This is a genomic window from Campylobacter lari (assembly GCF_004357905.1).
GTDB lineage: Bacteria > Campylobacterota > Campylobacteria > Campylobacterales > Campylobacteraceae > Campylobacter_D > Campylobacter_D lari_D.
The window spans coordinates 1-18,252 of record NZ_SMTT01000012.1 but is presented as its reverse complement, the minus strand read 5'-3'; the positions used below and the strand labels follow the sequence as shown (position 1 = coordinate 18,252).

Sequence of the window (18,252 nt, the reverse complement as noted above, 5' to 3'; positions counted from 1 at the left end):
TGATAACACTTAAGGCAACCATGATACTTACAACAATTGTTTGTATTGTTGCTGTTTTGAAAATAGGTTCATTTATAACATCAGCACTTTCGGTGCTACAAACAAGGTAAGAAGATATTTTAGCACATATACCTAGCCTTTCTTTTCCTTTTAATCCATATTCAAAGAAAGAATAATCACCATTTTGTTTGTGTGCATTTAATACCGGTCCATGATCTACCGATGGATCTAATAACTGTTTGTTTTTAGCAACAAATATCTTTCCATTTTCATCAAATAAAAAGCTATTACCAGGCATATTTTCAAAATTTTCTTGAAGCTCTTTTACTGGAATATCAACCCCAATAATTCCTACAAAATTACCATTTTTATATATAGATTTAGTATATGTTATTACATATTGATTTGTTGCTTTATCAATATAAGGAGAAGTGATGAAAATATCTTTATTTTCTTTGGCTCCAATATACCATGGTCTAGTTCTAGCATCATAGTTGATATTTTGTCCATAAATTTCGATATTTTTATTATTTTTATCACTAGTATCATTACTTACAAGATTTTCTCCATTATCTAAACCTATAAAAGCAGATAAAACTCCAGAAGCTTTTCTATATGATTTTAAAATAGAGCCAACATTATCTATCAAAGCTTGTTCGGAATTTAATTTTTCATATGGAAATTCCAAAATTGTTTTTTCCAAATTTAAAATTAAATCACTATTGTGCTTTCGAAATGTTTCTAAAGAAGTTCGAGCAACTTGTAAAATATCATTTTGCCTTTTTAGCTCATTATCATAAAGGTATGTTTTGGTAAAGTAAAAACTTAACACACCTAAAATAATCAAACTTAGTGCAGTGAAAAAATTTGCCATTAAAGACAATTTAACTTTCAAAGTGTTAAACATAATTTCCTCCGTATTTTATTTTTGTAATTTTAATTTTTAAAAATTAATTATCAATTAATATTTTTTTTAATTAATTTTTTTGCTTTTTCCCACAATCTTACTCCCAATTCTTTTGCATTGTTTTTATCTAAATTTTTATATTTATGGCTTGCGAGTTTTTCGAGTTCATTTAACTCTTTAGCTAAAATATTGAGTTTGCTTTGTGCTAGCTTGCTAAAATCATCAATTTTTGGATTTTGTTTAATTTCATTAATTTTGATAAGAATTTGCTCTCTGTTTTCTTGTATTAAGCGTTTAAATTTGGCAAATAAAGTGTCAAATTTATTTTCTAATAAATCTTTAAGTATATCTTTTACGGGATTATTAAATTCTAATGATATTTTTTTAAGCATTTGGATAAATTCTTGCTCTATGTCTATAAGCTCTTTTTCTTTATTTTTTAAATCATGTTCTAAAGCGCTATATGCAAAGCTTGATTTAAATTTTTCAATCGCTAAAGAAATTCCTTCTTGTGTCCCATAAATACTTCCTATACATAAATCATAAGCAAAAGCCTTTGATTCGTTAGCAAGTTCAAAAGCAGCATTTAAAACTACTTGGGATATTTTTAAAATTCTTTCTTTTTCAAAGCTTCCTTCACAAATTGCATTAAATACAAGGTTTTTAGCGATTTCACAAGATGTAAGTTCTATGTTTTCACCTTTTTCTAAAGTTGTGATAAAAGCACTCTCGGCAGTTTCTTTTAAAAGGCCTAGTATTTCTATATCATAAAGCATTGCATCATTGATACTTATATTAAATTCATTTAAATTTAAATCTTTTAAAGTCTTTTCTAAATCAAAAAAGTTATCGCAAATTTTATGTTTAATGGTGTTTTTTTGTTCTTCTATTTTTACTTTTAATTTGCCATATTCGTTAATATAAACAAAAAATGCTTTTTTATCTTCTTCAACTCTAGCTTTAATAATACCTTGGATTATTTTGGAAATATTTTCTTCATTTATAAGTCCAAGTTTTTCTAATACTTTAGAAAAGATAGCAAAAAGCTCTTCATTGCTAGTATTTTCAAAACTAATTTTTTTATAACTTAGATTAAAAACAAGCTCACTAATTAAGTTTGGAATTTCATTTTTTTCACAAGCTAAGAGAGAATTTTCAAAAATTATGGCTAAATTTTTCATATTTTTCCTTTTTTATAATACAAATTTCGCTTTACTTTTTAATTGATTAAAAATATTTAAACGATCATCTTTACTATCGACATAAACACTTAAAAGATAACTTTTATATGTTCCTTGTTTGCTAGTATTTGAGATTTTATATTTAAATTCTCTTTCATTGAGTATTTGAGTGAAAATTTCTAAAGCATCAACTTCAGCTTCAAAAACGACTTTATAATCCCAAAAAGTAGGGTAGTTTATAATAGGTTCTTTTTTAAGATCGCAGATATTTACCACTTTTTCCTCCTTCTTTGCTTTCTAAAACTATATCAGTAATTTGCATACTTTTATCAATAGCTTTAACCATATCATAAATAGTTAAAAGCCCAATACTAACAGCTGTTAAGCTTTCCATTTCAACCCCTGTTTTTCCTTCGCATTTTACGGTTACAAAGAGTTGAAAAGAACATTCTTCTTTGTTTTCTTCTATATGGGTTTGTACTTTTGAGATCATTAAAGGATGACACATTGGGATAAGATTTGAAGTTTGTTTAGCTCCCATGATGGCTGCTGTGATGGCAGTTTGTAAAACAGGCCCTTTTTTAGCTTTGTTTTCAATGATAGCTTCAAATGCTTCTTTACTCATGTATATTTTACCGCTTGCACAAGCTTCTCTTTGGGTAATATCTTTTTGACTTACATCTACCATTTTGGGGTGATTTTTTTCATCTAAATGCGTTAAATTCATATTTTTCCTTAAGTAAAGTTTGAAAAATTATACCAAAATGTATATTTTTATATTAAAATACTACTAAAAAATTTTAAAGGATTTGCAATGGCTTATGATGATGAAGAATTTGAAAATTATGATGATGAAATGTATGATGAAGCAGATGATGATACTTATGCAAATAATCAAAGATCATATAATTATGATGATGATGATTATGAATACGATGATGATTATAGTGATGATGATACTTATGAGATGGATTAATCGTGGGTAAAAATCTTACTAAAAAAGACATAAAAGTTTTGAGTCTTTCTTCTTTGGGAGGGACTTTAGAATTTTACGATTTTATCATTTTTGTATTTTTTGCAAGTTATATTTCTAAAAATTTTTTTCCTGAAGATTTAAGTCCATTTTGGAAAATGTTTAATACTTATGGAATTTTTGCCGCAGGATATTTAGCTAGACCACTTGGTGGTATAATCATGGCACATTTTGGCGATAAATTTGGTCGTAAAAAAATGTTTATGCTTAGTATTTTACTGATGGTTGTGCCAACTTTTATGCTTGCTTTTATACCTACTTATGAAAGCATAGGATATTTATGTATAGTATTTTTAATATTTGTAAGGATTTGTCAAGGTATAGCTATAGGTGGGGAATTACCTGGTGCTTGGGTTTTTGTTTTTGAGCATGCTCCAAATGGACAAAAACGCACTTATCTTGGATTTTTAACAGCTTCTGTAGTAGGTGGAATTTTGCTTGGAAGTTTTGTATTTTTAATGATGAATAAGTTTTTTACACAAGAAGAACTTTATGAATGGGCCTGGAGAATTCCATTTTTCTTAGGAGGAATTTTTGGGATTATTTCTGCTTATTTGCGTAAATTTTTACAAGAAACACCTGTTTTTGAACAAATGAAAAAAGATAAGGCTTTAGAAAAATTCCCTCTAAAAGAAGTATTTAAAAAAGCTAAGCTGGGCGTTGTACTTTCTATGTTGATAACTTGGGTTTTGACGGCTTGTATTGTTGTGATGATTTTAACTATACCTTCTTTTATGGCAAAAATGTTAAATATTGATGCAAGCTTTCAAACTTACATACAAATGTTTGGTATAGTTTTGCTTGTAATTGGTTGTATATTAAGTGGAATTTTGGCTGATAAAATAGGTATAGTAAAAGCTTGTATGATTTTTTCGCTAGGATTTTTCTTAACTTGTTTATTTTATTTTAACGCTCTTTATACTAAAACACCTGATTTTAATTTAGTGAGTGTGTACTATTTAAGCGCTTGCTTTTTTACCGGAGTGATGAATTTTTGTCCTTTGATGATGAGTGAGGTATTTGATGCTAAGATTAAATTTTCAGGGCTTAGTTTTTCTTATAATATAGCTTATGCAATAGCTGGTGGGTTTACTCCACAACTTGCTTTATTTTTACACACTATTGCTTTGGGAAATTTAGAAAATATTGCTCGTTTTTCTTTAGGATTTTATATGTTTGCTATGGCTATAATTTCGCTTGCTTGTGCTTTGATATTTAAATATCTTAGTAATACCCAACGCACATACTCTCAGTGATTTTAATGCGTTTTTCCAAAGGAGTAGGACTGAAAAAATGGCATTTTTCGATATAAATATTATAATTATAATCTAAATTTAAAAAATCGTAAAATGCCTTTAAATTTACAAATTTAACCCCACAAACTTCTTTTATATCTAAGATTTTATAAATTTGAGAATTGTTTTTTTCTACCAAATGTGATGGAGCTAAAGTAGTAAATGAGCAAAAGGCACTTGCTAATACAAAGCCACTTAGATTTTCACATTTTTGTATAAGATGTTGGTGCTTTTGTAAAATACTTTTTTTATGTAAAAATACCACTCTTGTGCCTTGATAGCGTGCTGCCTGAACATTTTTCCAAAATTTATAAGCATTTTTGGAAATATTTGCTAATTGGTGTAATTGTATATTTAAAATATAATTATCCAAGAATTGATTGGGTGGTAAAATAGTATAAGTCATATTTTTTCTTTAAATTTGTTTTTATGATTATACTAAAAATTGACTTTTGTTTATATTTTTAATTTCTAAATTTAATACAATAAGCCAAAATTATTTTTTAAGGAAAAACATGAAATTTGATACTATTAATCATGATGGTATAAAAAAACTTATGGATGTTTTTTATGCAAAAGTTAGAATAGACAAGGATTTAGGGCCTATTTTTAATGAAAAAATTGGTATAGATGATGAGAGTTGGAAAAAACACAAAGAAAAAATAGCAAGTTTTTGGGCAGGGATGTTTTTAGGTGATCCAAGTTATAGCGGTTCTCCTTTGAGAGCTCATCATGAACTACCTTCGTTTCCAAGAGAATTTTTTGATGTTTGGCTTAATCTGTTTGATGAGAGTTTGCAAGAAGTTTTTGAAGATGAACCAAGAAGTATTATTATAGAAAGAGCTAAAATGATAGCTCAAAGATTTCAAATGATTATTTATGATCACAGATTTGCTTAAGAGTTTTTAAAAACTCTTAGCGATAGTTAAAGGTATGTAAATTTTCACCTTGAGAGTATTTATAACTATATTTTCCATCAAGATAAATTACCAAACGATAATATCCTTTATGTGATCCAAATACAACTTTTCTAACATGAGCAGTATTAACTTGTAAAGTTTTTGTATTGAAATTTTGCTTTTTAGCAAAATCTATAATGATTTTAGTTGGATCTCCTATAGATAAATGTCTTAGCATTCTATCTTCGGTTTTGATATTAATCTTATTGTTATAAAAGCTAATAGAAATAAAATTATAAATATTTCCACTAAAAATTGGTGTTTCAATATTTAAAGTGGTATTGTTTTCTTCTGTTTTAGTGTTTTTTACCCCTTGTTCTTGTGGCACAGTAACAGAAACATCAAGTATAGGTGTGGCATTTGGACTTTTGGCTTTTATAAATGAGTAAGTGTCATGCCAATTGATACTTTTGTATATATCTAGAGTAGTTTGCTCTTCAGAGCCATCAAGGTTAATGTAGGTAATGGTAATATTTTTTAAAATTCTTGCATCAGAATTAAAAGTAAAATCCTGTCTTTGAAAAGGACTAAGTTTTACAAATTCGGTGTTTTGTTGTTCTGAGTTATTGTCAAAAGGATTATCTTTTGCATTTAAAAATACACAGGATAATAAAAATAGTAAAAAAAATTTAATTCTCATGCGAATTTTCTCCTTTAAGTCTTAAAAGCTGTAAGTATTCTTTTTGAGCTTGGGCATTTTTAGCTTTTAAGGTTATTATGTTTTTCTCTAAAATTTTTTGCTCCTCTTTAAGCGATAATAAAACATCTAAAGAGGATTTGCCAAAAAACATATTACCAAAATACATAGCAACAATAATAGCTACAAATGATAATGCAATAGTTTTTATTAGATGATGACGAGCCTCTTTCTTTTTAGAATGCTCATCATACTCTTTTAATAAATCGCTCAGAGTTTATCTCCTAAGTACTCATCATTATCAAGTTCAATTTCTAATAAGCGATTGTATTTAGCAGTTCTTTCGCCTCTTGCTAGAGCTCCTGTTTTGATTTGTCCTGTATTAAGCGCTACTGCAAAATCAGCTATAAAAGCATCTTCGCTTTCCCCGCTTCTATGGCTCATAATACATCTGTAATTATTTCTATGAGCTAATCTTACTGTTCTCATAGTTTGAGTGATTGTTCCAATTTGATTAGGCTTAATCAATACAGCATTTGCCATATTTTTCATAATACCTTCTCTTAAAATATCTTCATTAGTTACAAATAAATCATCACCCACAAGTTGAATTTTATTACCAAGCTTTTGAGTGAGTTTAATCCAGCCTTCATAATCATCTTCAGCTAAACCATCTTCAATGCTAAAAATAGGATATTTAGCGCATAATTCTTCATAACGCGCGATTAAGTCTTCACTTGAGAAAACTTTACCTTCTAAATGGTATTTACCATCTTTGTAAAGCTCACTACTTGCTACATCTAGCGCTAGTTTGATTTTATTTTCATAGCCTGCTTTTTTAATACAAGTCATTAAAAGATCAAGTGGTTCAGTGTTGTTTGCTAAATTTGGTGCAAAACCACCCTCATCGCCTAAAGCAGTAGAGTGACCTAGATTAGCTAATTCTTTTTTTAATACTGCATAAATTTCACAAACTGATCTCAATCCTTCTTTAAAGCTTGAAAAACCAAAAGGCATAATCATAAATTCTTGAAAATCTACACTATTGTTTGCGTGCGCACCGCCATTGATGATATTGCACATTGGTACAGGTAATACACTTGCATTTGCTCCACCTAAGTAACGATATAAAGGTACGCCTAGTGCATTAGCAGCAGCGCGCGCTGTTGCCATAGAAATTCCTAAAGTTGCATTTGCTCCTAGGTTGGAATAATTTTTCGTCCCATCAAGTTCTAAAAGAGTATTATCTAGCTGAGTTTGATTGAACGCATCAAGCCCTATAATGTTTTCAGCTATGGTGCCATTGATGTTTTCAATAGCTTTTAAAACACCTTTTCCGCCAAATCTCTCATCATTATCTCTTAATTCCAAAGCTTCTTTTTTTCCTGTGCTTGCACCACTTGGAACGATAGCACTACCCACACTGCCATCGCTTAGCATGATTTCAGCTTTAATGGTAGGATTGCCTCTACTATCTAAAACTTCAAAAGCTCTTAAATCTTCAATAATCAACATTATTCTTCTCCTTCATCGTCTTCTTTTGCGCCCAAAATCATACTATCTATACCGATTGAGTTTTGTATAGCTTGAGTAATTTCATCTGCAATAGCTGGATTTTCTTTTAAAAAGGCTTTAGCATTTTCTCTACCTTGACCAAGTTTAGAAGCCTTGTAAGAAAACCATGCACCACTTTTATCAATAATATCAAGTTTTACACCATAATCTATTAGCTCGCCTTCACGACTTACACCCTCACCAAACATCACATCAAATTCAGCTTGTTTAAAAGGAGGGGCTACTTTGTTTTTAGCCACTTTTACTTTAACACGGTTTCCAATAGGCTCATCATTTTGTTTTAAGGTGGCTGTTTTTCTTACATCTAAACGCACTGAAGCATAAAATTTTAAAGCATTTCCGCCGGTAGTTGTTTCAGGAGTGCCATAGCCCATCATGCCTATTTTCATACGAATTTGATTGATGAAAATTACAGTAGTGTTCATTTTATGAACGATACCGGTTAATTTTCTTAAAGCTTGGCTCATTAATCTTGCTTGAAGACCTACATGTTGATCTCCCATATCACCTTCAATTTCTGCTTTTGGAGTAAGTGCAGCAACACTATCTACCACTATTAGATCAATGGCTCCACTTCTTGCTATAGTTTCAACAATTTCTAAGGCTTGTTCTCCAAAATCTGGTTGAGAGATGTAAAGATTTTCTGTATCAACGCCTAAATTTTTTGCATATCTTACATCAAGAGCGTGTTCAGCATCAATAAACGCACAAACTCCACCTTTTTTTTGACATTCTGCTATGATGTGTAAGGTAAGTGTAGTTTTACCTGAACTTTCAGGTCCATAAATTTCTATAATTCTTCCTTTTGGAACCCCACCAATTCCTAAAGCTAAATCAAGTCCAACAGAACCTGTAGGAATAGAATCAATTTTTTCAACTTCTTTATCGCCAAGTCTTAATATGGTGCCTTTTCCAAAGGTTTTATCAAGACTTTTTAAGGCTGCATCAAGTGATTTTCTTTTATTATCATCCATGCTTGTTAATCCTTTTATAATATGTTTAAAATTGTATCAAAAAGAAATTTAATATAAGTTTTTATTTTGAATTTTGCTAAAATACTTTTTTAGATTTTTAAGGAAAAAAATGAATAAAAAAATTAGCGTAGCACACTCTCCTGATGCTGATGATATTTTTATGTATATGGCGATTAAATTTGGTTGGGTTGGAAATGCTTATGAGTATGAAAATACAGCCTTGGATATACAAACTTTAAATGAGCTTGCATTGGAAAATATATACGATGTTAGTGCGATATCTTTTGCACTTTATCCTTTAATAGCTAGTGAATATGCTTTATTAAAAACTGCTGTGAGTTTTGGTGAGGGTTATGGGCCAAAGCTTATTAAGAAAAAGAATAAAAAATTAAAGCCAAATTTTAAAGTTGCTTTAAGTGGAGCACACACTACTAATGCTTTAATCTTTCGCATAAAATATCCACAAGCTAGAATAATTTATAAGAATTTTTTAGAGATTGAAAAGGCTGTTTTAGAAGATGAAGTTGATGCGGGAGTGCTTATACATGAGAGCATTTTAGAATTTGATTCTAGTTTGTGTGTTGAGGCTGAACTTTGGGATATTTGGCAAGAATTAGCAAAAAATGATTTACCTTTACCTTTAGGTGGTATGACCCTTAGAAGATCTTTACCGCTTAGTGATGCAATAGCGGTTGAAAAAGATTTGATTAAAGCAGTAGAAGTAGCCGATCATAATAGAAAAATCTTAGCCTCCATGCTTTTAGAGCGTAATTTAATACGCGTTGATGCACAAAAACTTGATGTGTATTTAAATTTATATGCAAATAAAAACTCTATTAATATGAATGATAAACAATACAATGCCATAGATAAGCTTTTTGAGCTTGGATATAATCATGGATTTTATGAGAAGTTAATAAAAAGTAAAGATTATCTTATCCCTAGTGAGTATGAAGAATTTAGAAATTCTTGATAGAATTTAAATTTTTAAGGAGTAAATATGGAAAGTACTTTAGTAGCCTTGGGTGTACAAACTTTTAAAATCACACTTATGCTTTCTTTACCTATGCTTTTAGCAGGGCTTATTGCAGGGCTTATTATAAGTATTTTTCAAGCTGTAACGCAAATTAACGAAGCCACGCTTTCTTTTGTGCCAAAAATTTTACTTGTTGTTGTGGTAATAGTATTTTTAATGCCTTGGATGATAAGTTCTATGATTGATTTTACAACTAATATTTTAAATCAAATTCCAAGCTTTATTAGATGATTATTGATTTTTCTAAGTATTCTTCTGTGCGTATAGGTGAGAGCTTTGAAGTGCAAACACTTGAAGAGCCTTGCGAATTTGATGGTTTTTTAATAGGTGGGGCAAATAATCTTTTAATCTCTCCAAAACCCAAAAAACTTGGAATTTTAGGGAAAAGTTTTGATTATATTAAAATTTTAGAGCAAAATGAAAAAGGCATGTTTTTAGAGATAGGCTCTAGTGTGAAATCTTTTAAAATGTATCATTTTGCTAAAGAAAATAACCTAAAAGGCTTTGAGTTTTTAAAAAATATCCCAGGGACTTTGGGCGGTATTTTAAAAATGAATGCAGGATTAAAAGATGAGGATATTAGCAAAAATTTAATTAGTATTTGCACTTTTAATCAAGAAATTTTAAAACAAAATATTGCTTTTGCTTATAGGTTTAATCCTATTAAAGAAGTGATGTTTAGCGCGAAGTTTTTTTTAGAATATGGATTTGACCCAGTTAAAGATGAGCTTTTAAAAAATGCAAGAAAAAATCAACCAAAAGGTGCTAGCTTTGGCTCTATTTTTAAAAATCCCAAAAACGATCATGCAGGAAGGTTGATAGAAGCAGTTAATCTTAAAGGTTTTAGCAAAAATGATGCGATGTTTAGCAATGAACATGCAAATTTTTTAATCAATAAAAAACATGCTAGTTTTGATGATGCTTTATTTTTGATAGAGCTTGCTAAAAAAAGAGTTTTTGAAGAATTTGGGATTGTTTTAGAAGAAGAAGTGGTAATTATATAGTATTTTTAATATCTTCATAAACAATTTTAGCTATTTCATGGACTAATTCTTGATAAGATTTATTTTTATCATTTGTGCTAAATTGAGTATTGATAGTAAGGATTTTATGATCTTTTAGTTTTTTTGTTTTGGCATTAAAAAGTTTGTATTCTATGTCGGCTTTGACTTCAAAATTGGAAAAAAGCAAGAAATTTTGTTGGCTTGCTTGAATACTTTTTAAATCTAGCAAAATAATAAAATCAGCCTTTTTGAAACGATTAAATTCTAAAAACTCACTTGCATTGATGAAATTTTTATTTGTTTGTAAGATATTTTGACTATTGATATAAGTTTGATTTTCTTTTTGACTAAGTAAAGCAAAATTATTTTGCTCATTTAAAATAGCACTTAATGCTTTTAGTGTGTCTTTTGCCATGCTTTTAGCATCGATTTTTAAATTTGAAAAATAAAAATTATATTCTTTTTCATAGCTTGGCACTAAAGCTAAGGTGTTAATGTGTGAGAGTTTATCATAATTTATATCTTGATCAAGATTGATGATATTAAAATCATCATTGTTTTGTAATTTGATGATTTTTTTATTTGCAAAAGAATTGGCATAAATAGCACTTAAAAAACACAAAAACACCAAAAAAAATCTCACTAAAAACCTTTTAATTTAAATTCATTCTTAGCAAAAGCTATAAAACTTGGAAGTTTAAAATCAGGACTATTGTAGTTTAAGGCCTTTTTGTCAAAATCGTATAAAATTCCACCATTTTGTTTGACTAAAAAATCTCCCGCGGCTATATCCCAAGCTTTTGGGCCACCAAAACGCGGGTAAATTCCAGCTTTTGCTTCAAGTAAATATACAAACTTTAAAGCAGATGAAACCTTAATGCCTTCAAGATGATTTTGAATAAAAAAATCTTCATTATTATCATGGTTTTTAGAGTAAAGGGCTATATTTTTAACCTTTTCGTATTGCTCTAAACTAAGATTTAAAATTTCATTATTTTTATAAACTTTAGTATGGGTATGTGCATAATAAAATGCATTATTTTCCACATCGCCTATAAGCGAAAGCACAGGAGTGTTTTTATGGATTAATGCGATTAAAACACAATATTCTTTATCTTTTTTAGCATAAGATTTAGTGCCATCAAGAGGATCTATTAGCCAAAAATACTCTAAATTTTTTCTTTCTTCATAAGAAAGTATATTTTCTTCAGAGCATAGAGCTATATCGCTTGAAGCTAAAATTTCACTAATGGCTTCATTAGATTTTATATCAGCTAAACCTACTGGGGAATCATCATCTTTAAGCCATAAGGTATTTTTGTCTTTATATTCAAGCAATACCTTAGAGGCTTCCTTGCCTGCTTTTAAGGCTAATTCTAAAAGTGTGTCTAAATTTTTCATAAGAAAATTATAGCGAGTGAAAATAAATACTTAGTAGAGTCATTTTCTACTAAGATTATTGATAAATTTTATTAAGCTAATAGCTAAAATTGCTTCAAGTAAAGCAGTAAGCACTAATCCTGAGTATATATCTTGAGTGATAATATTAGTTTGATAAGAAAGCGTAGCTACTGCGATAAGTAAGGTTAGTGGCATAGAATGGCTTAAGCCAAATAAAAAGGTATTTTTTAAACCAAGTATTTTTACAAAAGTCATAGCACAAAGTATTCTTAGTCCTATCATAAAGATAGTTAGTGAAAAAGCTATGATTAAAACTTGAGGGTTTAAAAGCATTTGGAGTTTAAAGCTTGAACCTATATAAATGAAAAATATAGGGATTAAAAAGCCATAACCAAAACTAGAAAGTTTATGCTCTAAGTCTTTTTTATGATCAAAAAAAGTAGCTATAAATGAACCCGCTATAAAAGCTCCAAGTGCAACTTCAAGTTTAAAATAAATCATAATTGCAACTATGGCTATGAAAATTGCCATGCAAAATCTTATATCTTTTTCGTTTTGATCTTGCCAAGGCATGAGTATAGTTTTAAGTTGTGGATACCACCAAAAAAGCACTTCTAAAAATTTAAATCCAAAAATACAAAGTGCTAAAAATCCCACTAGGTATAATAAATTTTGAGTGAGTGAGAAAAGATCAGCACCTTTTCCCAAAAATGCTGCAGCTATGGTAAGTAAAACTATGCTCACAACTTCAGCTAAAGTGGCTACCACCATGGATACATTTAGCCACTCGCAATTTTTCCCAAAGTCTCTATAAAGCGTTGAGAGCAAACCCACGCTCATAACAGGTATAATAATGACAAAAATATAAGAAATATCTATACTTTCAACCGCTAAAACACTAAAAACATATAAAAGTATGATGTAAATAAAAGCTTTATTAAGTAAGCTTCTTTCGGTTTTTAAAAAGGTTTTAAGATTGATTTCCATCCCTGCTATAAACATAAGATAGTAAAATCCTGCATTAGCCAAAAGCTTAAAATTCTCACTTTCTCCTATAAAACCTAAAAATCCTATAAAAGAGCCAAGCATAATTTCAGTGGCTGAAAGTGGGAGTTTTAAAAATTTAGCAATATAAGGTGATGTAAGCAAACATCCTGCTACGACTAATAAAATTTTTAAATCCGTAGCAGCTTGAGCATCAATGGCATGAGCTAGCAAAGCTAAATCCCATTTGTTTTAGTTTTTGTATATCTTTGCTAGGTTCTTCGCCTTTAGTTGTAAGATAATCACCTACTACTATAGCACTAGCTCCTGCGTCAAAAATTTCATATTGTCTTTCTTTTAGCACTACTTCTCTACCACCTGCTACCATGATATGTGCATTTGGTAAATCTTTTTTAGTGTCTTTGATGATATTTAACGCCTCATCAGCATTTAATAAGTTTTGCTTGAGCTTTAAATTTTCATTTGGTATGAAAAAATTAATAGGCGAGGAAAAAGGATCAAGCTCTTTTAAACTTGTTCTAAAACTTTTTCTATCGGCTTCACTTTCTCCAAGACCATAAATTCCGCCACAGCAAAGCATTAAACCTGCTTCTTTAGCATAAAGATTAGTTTGAAATCTTTGCTCCCAAGTATGCGTAGAGCATATGTTTGGAAAAAATTCTTTAGAAGTTTCTAGATTATGATTATAAGAAAAAATTCCTGCTTTTTTTAATTCTTTGAGTTGTTCTAAATTTGCTATGCCATTGCAAGCTATGAGTAAAAGTCCTTCTACTTCTTTTTGCACTGCATGAGCTACTTTGCACACATACTCAAGTTTTTCATCATCAAGTCCAGCGCCTGCTGTAACTAAACAAAAACCTAAAGCTTCGTTTTTCTTAGCTATTTTAGCTTCTAAAACAATTTGATCTATATCTTTTCTTTTGTATTTGTTGATATTAGTTTTTACATGAGCGCTTTGAGTGCAGTATTTACAATCTTCCCCGCACCCTCCACTTGCTATATTAGATATAGCACAAAGCATAATTTGCATTAAATTTCCTTTTTGATTTTGCATTTTAAGCACTCTAAAAATGTGCCTTTTTTAAGCTCTTTGATAATCAAAGTTTCACCACATTTGCTACATTTTTCTTCACTTGGTTTGTATTTGCTTATATAGTTGCATTTTGGATAAGCACTACATCCATAAAATTTACCACGCTTAGAAAAACGCTCCACGATCTCGCCTTCTTGACAGCTTGGGCATTTCACGCCTATGGTATTGAGTTTTTTCTCGCTTTTTTCTTCATTTTGTGTTTCTTGTTTTAAATTTCTTGAGTATTTACATTTTGGAAAATTTAAACAAGCTATAAATTCTCCATATCTTCCTTTTCTTATAGCAAGCTCTCCACCACAATCAGGGCAGGTTTCATCTAGCTTTGTGAAAGTTTTTTGGCTTTTTATATTTTTTTTACCTTCATCAATTTTTCTCATAAAAGGAAAATAAAACTCTCTTAAAACTTCTTGCCAGTCCATTTTGCCTTCTGCAATGATATCAAGTTTATCTTCCATTTTAGAAGTAAAATCACTATCTACTATATCGCTAAAGTTTTGTTCTAAAACTTCTGTTACAACAAAGGCTATTTCATTAGGTATGATTTGCTTTTTATCTATACGCACATATTCTCTTGTACTAAGTAAAGAGATGGTTGGAGCATAAGTAGAAGGGCGTCCTATGCCAAGATTTTCTAACTTTTTAACAAGCCCAGCTTCAGAATATCTTGAAGGTGGCTCGGTAAAATGCGAGTTTAATTCTATATTTTGTATATTTAGTATATCTTCTAGTTTTAAATTAGGTAAAATTTTATCTTTATCCATATCTCCATATACTTTATAATGCCCATCAAATAAAATTTTTCTACCGCTTATTTTAAAACTTGCTTCATTTGATTTTGCATAGACATTTTGAGTTTGAGATATAGCAGGATTCATTTGTGAAGCTAAAAAGCGATTATATATTAAAGTATATAATCTTGCTTCATCTTTTTCTAAAAATTCACTTGCAAGTTTTGGCGTAAAGCTAAGATTAGCCGGTCTTATAGCTTCGTGTGCTTCTTGAGCGCCTTTGCTTTTAGTGGTATAAATATTTGCTTTACTTGGTAAGTATTCTTTGCCAAAATCATTTTTGATGAGTTTTCTTACTTCTTCTAAAGCTTCTTTTGCGATGTTTAAGCTGTCAGTTCTCATATAAGTAATCACACCCATAATACCTTGATGGGTTTTTACACCCTCGTAAAGTTTTTGAGCAATCATCATGGTTTTTTTAGGGTTAAAACCTAGGCGATTGCTCGCGCTTTGTTGCAGGGTTGAGGTCATAAAAGGTGCTTGTGGAGCTATTTTTCTATCTTTACTTTCTATATCTTTTATTTTAAAACTAGCATTTTTACAAGCTTCAAAGATGAGTTTGGCTCTATCTTCGTTAGTTAGACTTAGTTTTTCTATCTTTTGATTTTGAAATTCGACTAATTCAGCTTGCAAATCTTTTTCAAAAATCATATCTATACTAAAGTATTTTAAAGGAATAAAAGCTTTTATTTCTCTTTCTCTATCGACGATGATTTTTAAAGCCGCACTTTGCACACGCCCTGCACTTAAGCCTTTTTGGATTTTTTGATTTAGTAAAGGACTTAATTTATAGCCTACTATGCGATCAAGTAAGCGTCTAGTTTGTTGAGCATTGACGCTATTTACATTTAAAGATCTTGGGTTTTTTAAAGCATTTTCTATAGCGCTTTTAGTAATCTCATGAAAAACTATGCGTGGCAGGGAATTTTCATCTTTATTAATAGCCTTAGCTATATGATAAGCTATGGCTTCACCCTCACGATCCTCATCGGTTGCAAGGTAGATGGTTTTAGCTTTTTTAGCCTTTTCTTTGAGTTCTTTTACTAAACTTGAATGATCATTTGAAATTCTATATTCTGGTTTAAAATTTTCATCTTCTATTTTTATACCAAAGCTAGTTTTAGGTAAATCTCTAATGTGACCTTTAGAAGCTATTATCTCATAGTCTTTACCTAGAAAATTACCTATGGTTTTAGCTTTAGCAGGTGATTCTACTATGATTAAATTTTTCATTATTTTCCTTATAAGGATTAAAATTAGTAAAAGTGTATAAAAAAAAGTTAAATTTTTTGCTTAGATGGATTTTTAAATAAAATGCAATTAATGATATAATTTTCTATAATTTAATTTCATAGGATATAAAATGTTTTTGCAAAAAAACTTACAAGCTTTAGAATTTACCAATAAACCATTACAAAAAAAAATTCTATCTTTAAAAGAAGAATTTATCGACATCTTTCCAAGTCAAACACCCTTTGTGCCCTCAAAAGATGATTTAATAAAACCTAATATATTTTTTTGCGGTATAGGAGATGGGCTTTTTTTAAAAAAACTTATTAATAAACACATTTTTATTTTTGATAAAGCAGAATTTTTTGCTAATGTTTTAAGCAAGATGGATTTAAGTCAAGAGCTTTCAAGCGGAAAAATATATCTTTGTGATGTAGAAGAGAAAAGATTAGAAGAGTATCTTGTTTTGCTTTTTTCACAAAAAGATTGTTTTGAGTATTTAGGGCTTTTTAAACTTTTACCTTATAGTGAATTTTATAACAAAAGCCCTATATTTGATTTTGTGTATCACAAATGTTTAGATGTGATAAAAAGAGTGGTGGGAAATGTTGATACAAGTTTTACTATGGATGCTAAAATTTATAAACAATTTTTATCTAACATACCTTTAGTCTTAAAAAACATTCCTTTTCAAAGATTTATTTATGAAAATAAAGGAAGAAATAAAAGTGTTATTGTGGTGTGCGCAGGTCCTTCTTTAAATAAACAACTTAAGCTTTTAAAAACTTGTCAAGATGATTATGTGATATTTGCTTTAGATGCTACTTATAAGACTTTACTTAAGAATGAAATTTATCCTGATTTTGTTTTTTCTATGGATATTTACGAAGAATGTGCAAGTTTTTATGAAAATTTACCACAAAGTAAAAAAGAACCCATTTATATTATAAATGCTGCTGTAGATAAAGCTTTAATGCAAATTTTAGAAAATAAAAATCCAAAAATTTTTATTTTAAAAAATTTAGATTATCAACAAAAATTTAATTTAAATGATTTTGGTTATTTAGATATTGGTATCAATGTGGCTCATTTTGCTTATAATTTTGCTATAGCTTTGGGATTTACTAATGTAATCATGATAGGACAAGATTTGGCTTTTAGTGATGATGGGAAATCGCATGCTAACCCAGAAGTTTTTACATTTCATAATGTAGAAGAAGCTGAGCATAAAGCAGAAAAACTTCAAGTGTTAGCTTATAATAAGCAAGGTTTTATTCAAACTCATATAGGCTGGGATGAATTTAGAAAAAGATTGGAAGTTTTATTTGTATCTCATCCTGATGTTAAATTTTATAATGCCACAGAAGGTGGAGCTTTTATAGATTATACCATAGAGATACCTTTTGAAAAGGTTTTAGCACTATATAAAGATAAAAAACAAGATTATGTATTTCCAAATGTTTTAAGTATTAATAGGCAAGAAAAATTATTAAAAAAATCTTTGGAAATTTTACAAAAAGATTATTTAGAGTTAAATGCTTTACATCAAAAAGCAAAAGATCTTTTAGCAATTTTACAAAATCAAAATGCAGTTTTTGATGAGCAAGTATCAGAATCTATTTTTGATTTTAATGATTTATTAGATAATGCAAAAATTTTACAAAGTTTTATGTATAAACCATTATTTTATCATAGGGGCTTTTTTAATGTGAGTTTATATCAAGAGTCTCAAAATGCTTTATCAAGTTATGCAGATTTTTTAAAAATATTTTTAGAATTTACAGCATTAAGTCTAGCAAGTATGGAAAATTCTATAAATGAATATAAAAATATATTAAAAGTATAAATTTTTTTATCATTTTTTCGATATAGCTTAAACAACTGCATGGAAGCGGTTGAATTTATTTAAAAGGATTTAAAATGGGATTTCGTATAAATACTAATGTGGCATCTTTAAATGCTCAAAACAACGCAAATTTAAACTCAAGAGCATTAGATAACTCTCTAAGCAGATTAAGTTCAGGTCTTAGAATCAACTCTGCAGCAGATGATGCTTCAGGTATGGCTATAGCAGATAGCTTAAGATCGCAAGCTAATACTTTAGGTCAAGCTATAAGCAATGGTAATGATGCTT

General features: G+C 29.4%; 22 protein-coding genes. 8 read left to right on the top strand and 14 right to left on the bottom strand.

Going from position 1 to position 18,252, the window contains the following annotated elements:
• The 4 genes from E2O22_RS07615 to moaC form a co-directional block, all read right to left on the bottom strand.
• Window positions 1-907: cache domain-containing protein (locus E2O22_RS07615; protein ID WP_243705664.1), on the bottom strand; the 907-nt coding region annotated here is incomplete at its 3' end.
• Between the two features lie 50 nt (window positions 908-957).
• Window positions 958-2,088 carry a hypothetical protein gene (locus E2O22_RS07610; protein ID WP_133319953.1) on the bottom strand — a complete coding sequence of 377 codons (1,131 nt, stop codon included), beginning with the start codon at window positions 2,086-2,088 and terminating at the stop codon, window positions 958-960.
• A 12-nt stretch (window positions 2,089-2,100) separates the two neighbouring features.
• Window positions 2,101-2,364 carry an HP0495 family protein gene (locus E2O22_RS07605; RefSeq protein ID WP_133319952.1) on the bottom strand — a complete coding sequence of 88 codons (264 nt, stop codon included), beginning with the start codon at window positions 2,362-2,364 and terminating at the stop codon, window positions 2,101-2,103.
• Window positions 2,342-2,815 carry a cyclic pyranopterin monophosphate synthase MoaC gene (gene moaC, locus E2O22_RS07600; protein ID WP_133319951.1) on the bottom strand — a complete coding sequence of 158 codons (474 nt, stop codon included), beginning with the start codon at window positions 2,813-2,815 and terminating at the stop codon, window positions 2,342-2,344. The genes E2O22_RS07605 and moaC overlap by 23 nt, the downstream gene beginning before the upstream one ends.
• An 87-nt stretch (window positions 2,816-2,902) precedes the next feature.
• On the opposite strand from moaC, the gene E2O22_RS07595 reads away from it, so the two are divergent.
• On the top strand, window positions 2,903-3,064 hold the full coding sequence (locus tag E2O22_RS07595) for a highly acidic protein (RefSeq protein WP_133319950.1): 162 nt from the start codon (window positions 2,903-2,905) through the stop codon (window positions 3,062-3,064).
• A gap of 2 nt (window positions 3,065-3,066) precedes the next feature.
• Entirely contained in the window at window positions 3,067-4,377 is a 1,311-nt protein-coding gene (locus E2O22_RS07590) for an MFS transporter (protein WP_133319949.1), read from the top strand.
• On the opposite strand, the gene cheQ is transcribed toward E2O22_RS07590, so the two are convergent.
• Complete coding sequence (gene cheQ / locus E2O22_RS07585) at window positions 4,346-4,822, bottom strand: cheVAW transcriptional regulator CheQ (RefSeq protein WP_133319948.1); 477 nt, start codon at window positions 4,820-4,822, stop codon at window positions 4,346-4,348. The genes E2O22_RS07590 and cheQ overlap by 32 nt on opposite strands.
• Window positions 4,823-4,931: 109 nt before the next feature.
• Here cheQ and E2O22_RS07580 point away from each other — a divergent pair, with 109 nt between their 5' ends.
• Window positions 4,932-5,315 (top strand): group III truncated hemoglobin, encoded by a 384-nt coding sequence (locus tag E2O22_RS07580; protein ID WP_133319947.1) that lies wholly within the window; start codon window positions 4,932-4,934, stop codon window positions 5,313-5,315.
• A 16-nt stretch (window positions 5,316-5,331) separates the two neighbouring features.
• On the opposite strand, the gene E2O22_RS07575 is transcribed toward E2O22_RS07580, so the two are convergent.
• The 4 genes from E2O22_RS07575 to recA form a co-directional block, all read right to left on the bottom strand.
• Window positions 5,332-6,015, bottom strand: a complete 684-nt coding sequence (locus tag E2O22_RS07575; protein WP_133319946.1) for an AMIN domain-containing protein — start codon at window positions 6,013-6,015, stop codon at window positions 5,332-5,334.
• Window positions 6,005-6,166 carry a hypothetical protein gene (locus E2O22_RS08080; RefSeq protein WP_243705663.1) on the bottom strand — a complete coding sequence of 54 codons (162 nt, stop codon included), beginning with the start codon at window positions 6,164-6,166 and terminating at the stop codon, window positions 6,005-6,007. Before E2O22_RS08080 ends, E2O22_RS07575 begins: the two co-directional genes overlap by 11 nt.
• Before the next feature lie 116 nt (window positions 6,167-6,282).
• Complete coding sequence (gene eno / locus E2O22_RS07565) at window positions 6,283-7,527, bottom strand: phosphopyruvate hydratase (protein WP_133319944.1); 1,245 nt, start codon at window positions 7,525-7,527, stop codon at window positions 6,283-6,285.
• Entirely contained in the window at window positions 7,527-8,561 is a 1,035-nt protein-coding gene (gene recA / locus E2O22_RS07560; RefSeq protein WP_087700900.1) for a recombinase RecA, read from the bottom strand. The genes eno and recA overlap by 1 nt, the downstream gene beginning before the upstream one ends.
• 109 nt (window positions 8,562-8,670) lie before the next feature.
• Here recA and E2O22_RS07555 point away from each other — a divergent pair, with 109 nt between their 5' ends.
• From E2O22_RS07555 to E2O22_RS07545, 3 genes are read left to right on the top strand one after another with little or no spacing between them, the layout of a single operon-like run.
• Window positions 8,671-9,534: a menaquinone biosynthesis family protein gene (locus E2O22_RS07555; RefSeq protein WP_133319943.1), complete on the top strand. Its 864-nt coding sequence runs from the start codon at window positions 8,671-8,673 to the stop codon at window positions 9,532-9,534.
• 27 nt (window positions 9,535-9,561) lie between these two features.
• Entirely contained in the window at window positions 9,562-9,828 is a 267-nt protein-coding gene (gene fliQ, locus E2O22_RS07550) for a flagellar biosynthesis protein FliQ (RefSeq protein ID WP_012660903.1), read from the top strand.
• Entirely contained in the window at window positions 9,825-10,601 is a 777-nt protein-coding gene (locus tag E2O22_RS07545; RefSeq protein ID WP_133319942.1) for a UDP-N-acetylmuramate dehydrogenase, read from the top strand. Before fliQ ends, E2O22_RS07545 begins: the two co-directional genes overlap by 4 nt.
• Here E2O22_RS07545 and E2O22_RS07540 read toward each other — a convergent pair.
• From E2O22_RS07540 to topA, 5 genes are read right to left on the bottom strand one after another with little or no spacing between them, the layout of a single operon-like run.
• Window positions 10,594-11,244, bottom strand: coding sequence for a hypothetical protein (locus E2O22_RS07540; RefSeq protein WP_133319941.1), 651 nt, complete (start codon window positions 11,242-11,244; stop codon window positions 10,594-10,596). The genes E2O22_RS07545 and E2O22_RS07540 overlap by 8 nt on opposite strands.
• Window positions 11,244-12,002, bottom strand: coding sequence for a 3'(2'),5'-bisphosphate nucleotidase CysQ family protein (locus tag E2O22_RS07535; protein WP_133319940.1), 759 nt, complete (start codon window positions 12,000-12,002; stop codon window positions 11,244-11,246). The genes E2O22_RS07540 and E2O22_RS07535 overlap by 1 nt, the downstream gene beginning before the upstream one ends.
• A gap of 39 nt (window positions 12,003-12,041) precedes the next feature.
• On the bottom strand, window positions 12,042-13,220 hold the full coding sequence (locus E2O22_RS07530; RefSeq protein ID WP_133319939.1) for a cation:proton antiporter: 1,179 nt from the start codon (window positions 13,218-13,220) through the stop codon (window positions 12,042-12,044).
• Entirely contained in the window at window positions 13,201-14,037 is an 837-nt protein-coding gene (locus tag E2O22_RS07525; RefSeq protein WP_039627786.1) for a biotin synthase, read from the bottom strand. The genes E2O22_RS07530 and E2O22_RS07525 overlap by 20 nt, the downstream gene beginning before the upstream one ends.
• Window positions 14,037-16,121: a type I DNA topoisomerase gene (topA, locus tag E2O22_RS07520; RefSeq protein WP_439897283.1), complete on the bottom strand. Its 2,085-nt coding sequence runs from the start codon at window positions 16,119-16,121 to the stop codon at window positions 14,037-14,039. Before topA ends, E2O22_RS07525 begins: the two co-directional genes overlap by 1 nt.
• 130 nt (window positions 16,122-16,251) lie before the next feature.
• On the opposite strand from topA, the gene E2O22_RS07515 reads away from it, so the two are divergent.
• Window positions 16,252-17,964, top strand: a complete 1,713-nt coding sequence (locus E2O22_RS07515) for a motility associated factor glycosyltransferase family protein (RefSeq protein ID WP_133319937.1) — start codon at window positions 16,252-16,254, stop codon at window positions 17,962-17,964.
• 74 nt (window positions 17,965-18,038) lie between these two features.
• The coding region (locus E2O22_RS07510) for a flagellin N-terminal helical domain-containing protein (RefSeq protein WP_439897282.1) at window positions 18,039-18,252 on the top strand (214 nt) is incomplete at its 3' end.

What these genes read in the sequence shown, in the direction of transcription:
- E2O22_RS07610 (WP_133319953.1), bottom strand. Translation starts at nt 2,088, where the DNA reads ATGAAAAATTTAGCCATAATTTTTGAAAATTCTCTCTTAGCTTGTGAA.
- moaC (WP_133319951.1), bottom strand. Translation starts at nt 2,815, where the DNA reads ATGAATTTAACGCATTTAGATGAAAAAAATCACCCCAAAATGGTAGAT.
- E2O22_RS07595 (WP_133319950.1), top strand. Translation starts at nt 2,903, where the DNA reads ATGGCTTATGATGATGAAGAATTTGAAAATTATGATGATGAAATGTAT.
- cheQ (WP_133319948.1), bottom strand. Translation starts at nt 4,822, where the DNA reads ATGACTTATACTATTTTACCACCCAATCAATTCTTGGATAATTATATT.
- E2O22_RS07580 (WP_133319947.1), top strand. Translation starts at nt 4,932, where the DNA reads ATGAAATTTGATACTATTAATCATGATGGTATAAAAAAACTTATGGAT.
- E2O22_RS07575 (WP_133319946.1), bottom strand. Translation starts at nt 6,015, where the DNA reads ATGAGAATTAAATTTTTTTTACTATTTTTATTATCCTGTGTATTTTTA.
- E2O22_RS08080 (WP_243705663.1), bottom strand. Translation starts at nt 6,166, where the DNA reads ATGTTTTTTGGCAAATCCTCTTTAGATGTTTTATTATCGCTTAAAGAG.
- eno (WP_133319944.1), bottom strand. Translation starts at nt 7,527, where the DNA reads ATGTTGATTATTGAAGATTTAAGAGCTTTTGAAGTTTTAGATAGTAGA.
- recA (WP_087700900.1), bottom strand. Translation starts at nt 8,561, where the DNA reads ATGGATGATAATAAAAGAAAATCACTTGATGCAGCCTTAAAAAGTCTT.
- E2O22_RS07555 (WP_133319943.1), top strand. Translation starts at nt 8,671, where the DNA reads ATGAATAAAAAAATTAGCGTAGCACACTCTCCTGATGCTGATGATATT.
- fliQ (WP_012660903.1), top strand. Translation starts at nt 9,562, where the DNA reads ATGGAAAGTACTTTAGTAGCCTTGGGTGTACAAACTTTTAAAATCACA.
- E2O22_RS07545 (WP_133319942.1), top strand. Translation starts at nt 9,825, where the DNA reads ATGATTATTGATTTTTCTAAGTATTCTTCTGTGCGTATAGGTGAGAGC.
- E2O22_RS07535 (WP_133319940.1), bottom strand. Translation starts at nt 12,002, where the DNA reads ATGAAAAATTTAGACACACTTTTAGAATTAGCCTTAAAAGCAGGCAAG.
- E2O22_RS07525 (WP_039627786.1), bottom strand. Translation starts at nt 14,037, where the DNA reads ATGCAAATTATGCTTTGTGCTATATCTAATATAGCAAGTGGAGGGTGC.
- topA (WP_439897283.1), bottom strand. Translation starts at nt 16,121, where the DNA reads ATGAAAAATTTAATCATAGTAGAATCACCTGCTAAAGCTAAAACCATA.
- E2O22_RS07515 (WP_133319937.1), top strand. Translation starts at nt 16,252, where the DNA reads ATGTTTTTGCAAAAAAACTTACAAGCTTTAGAATTTACCAATAAACCA.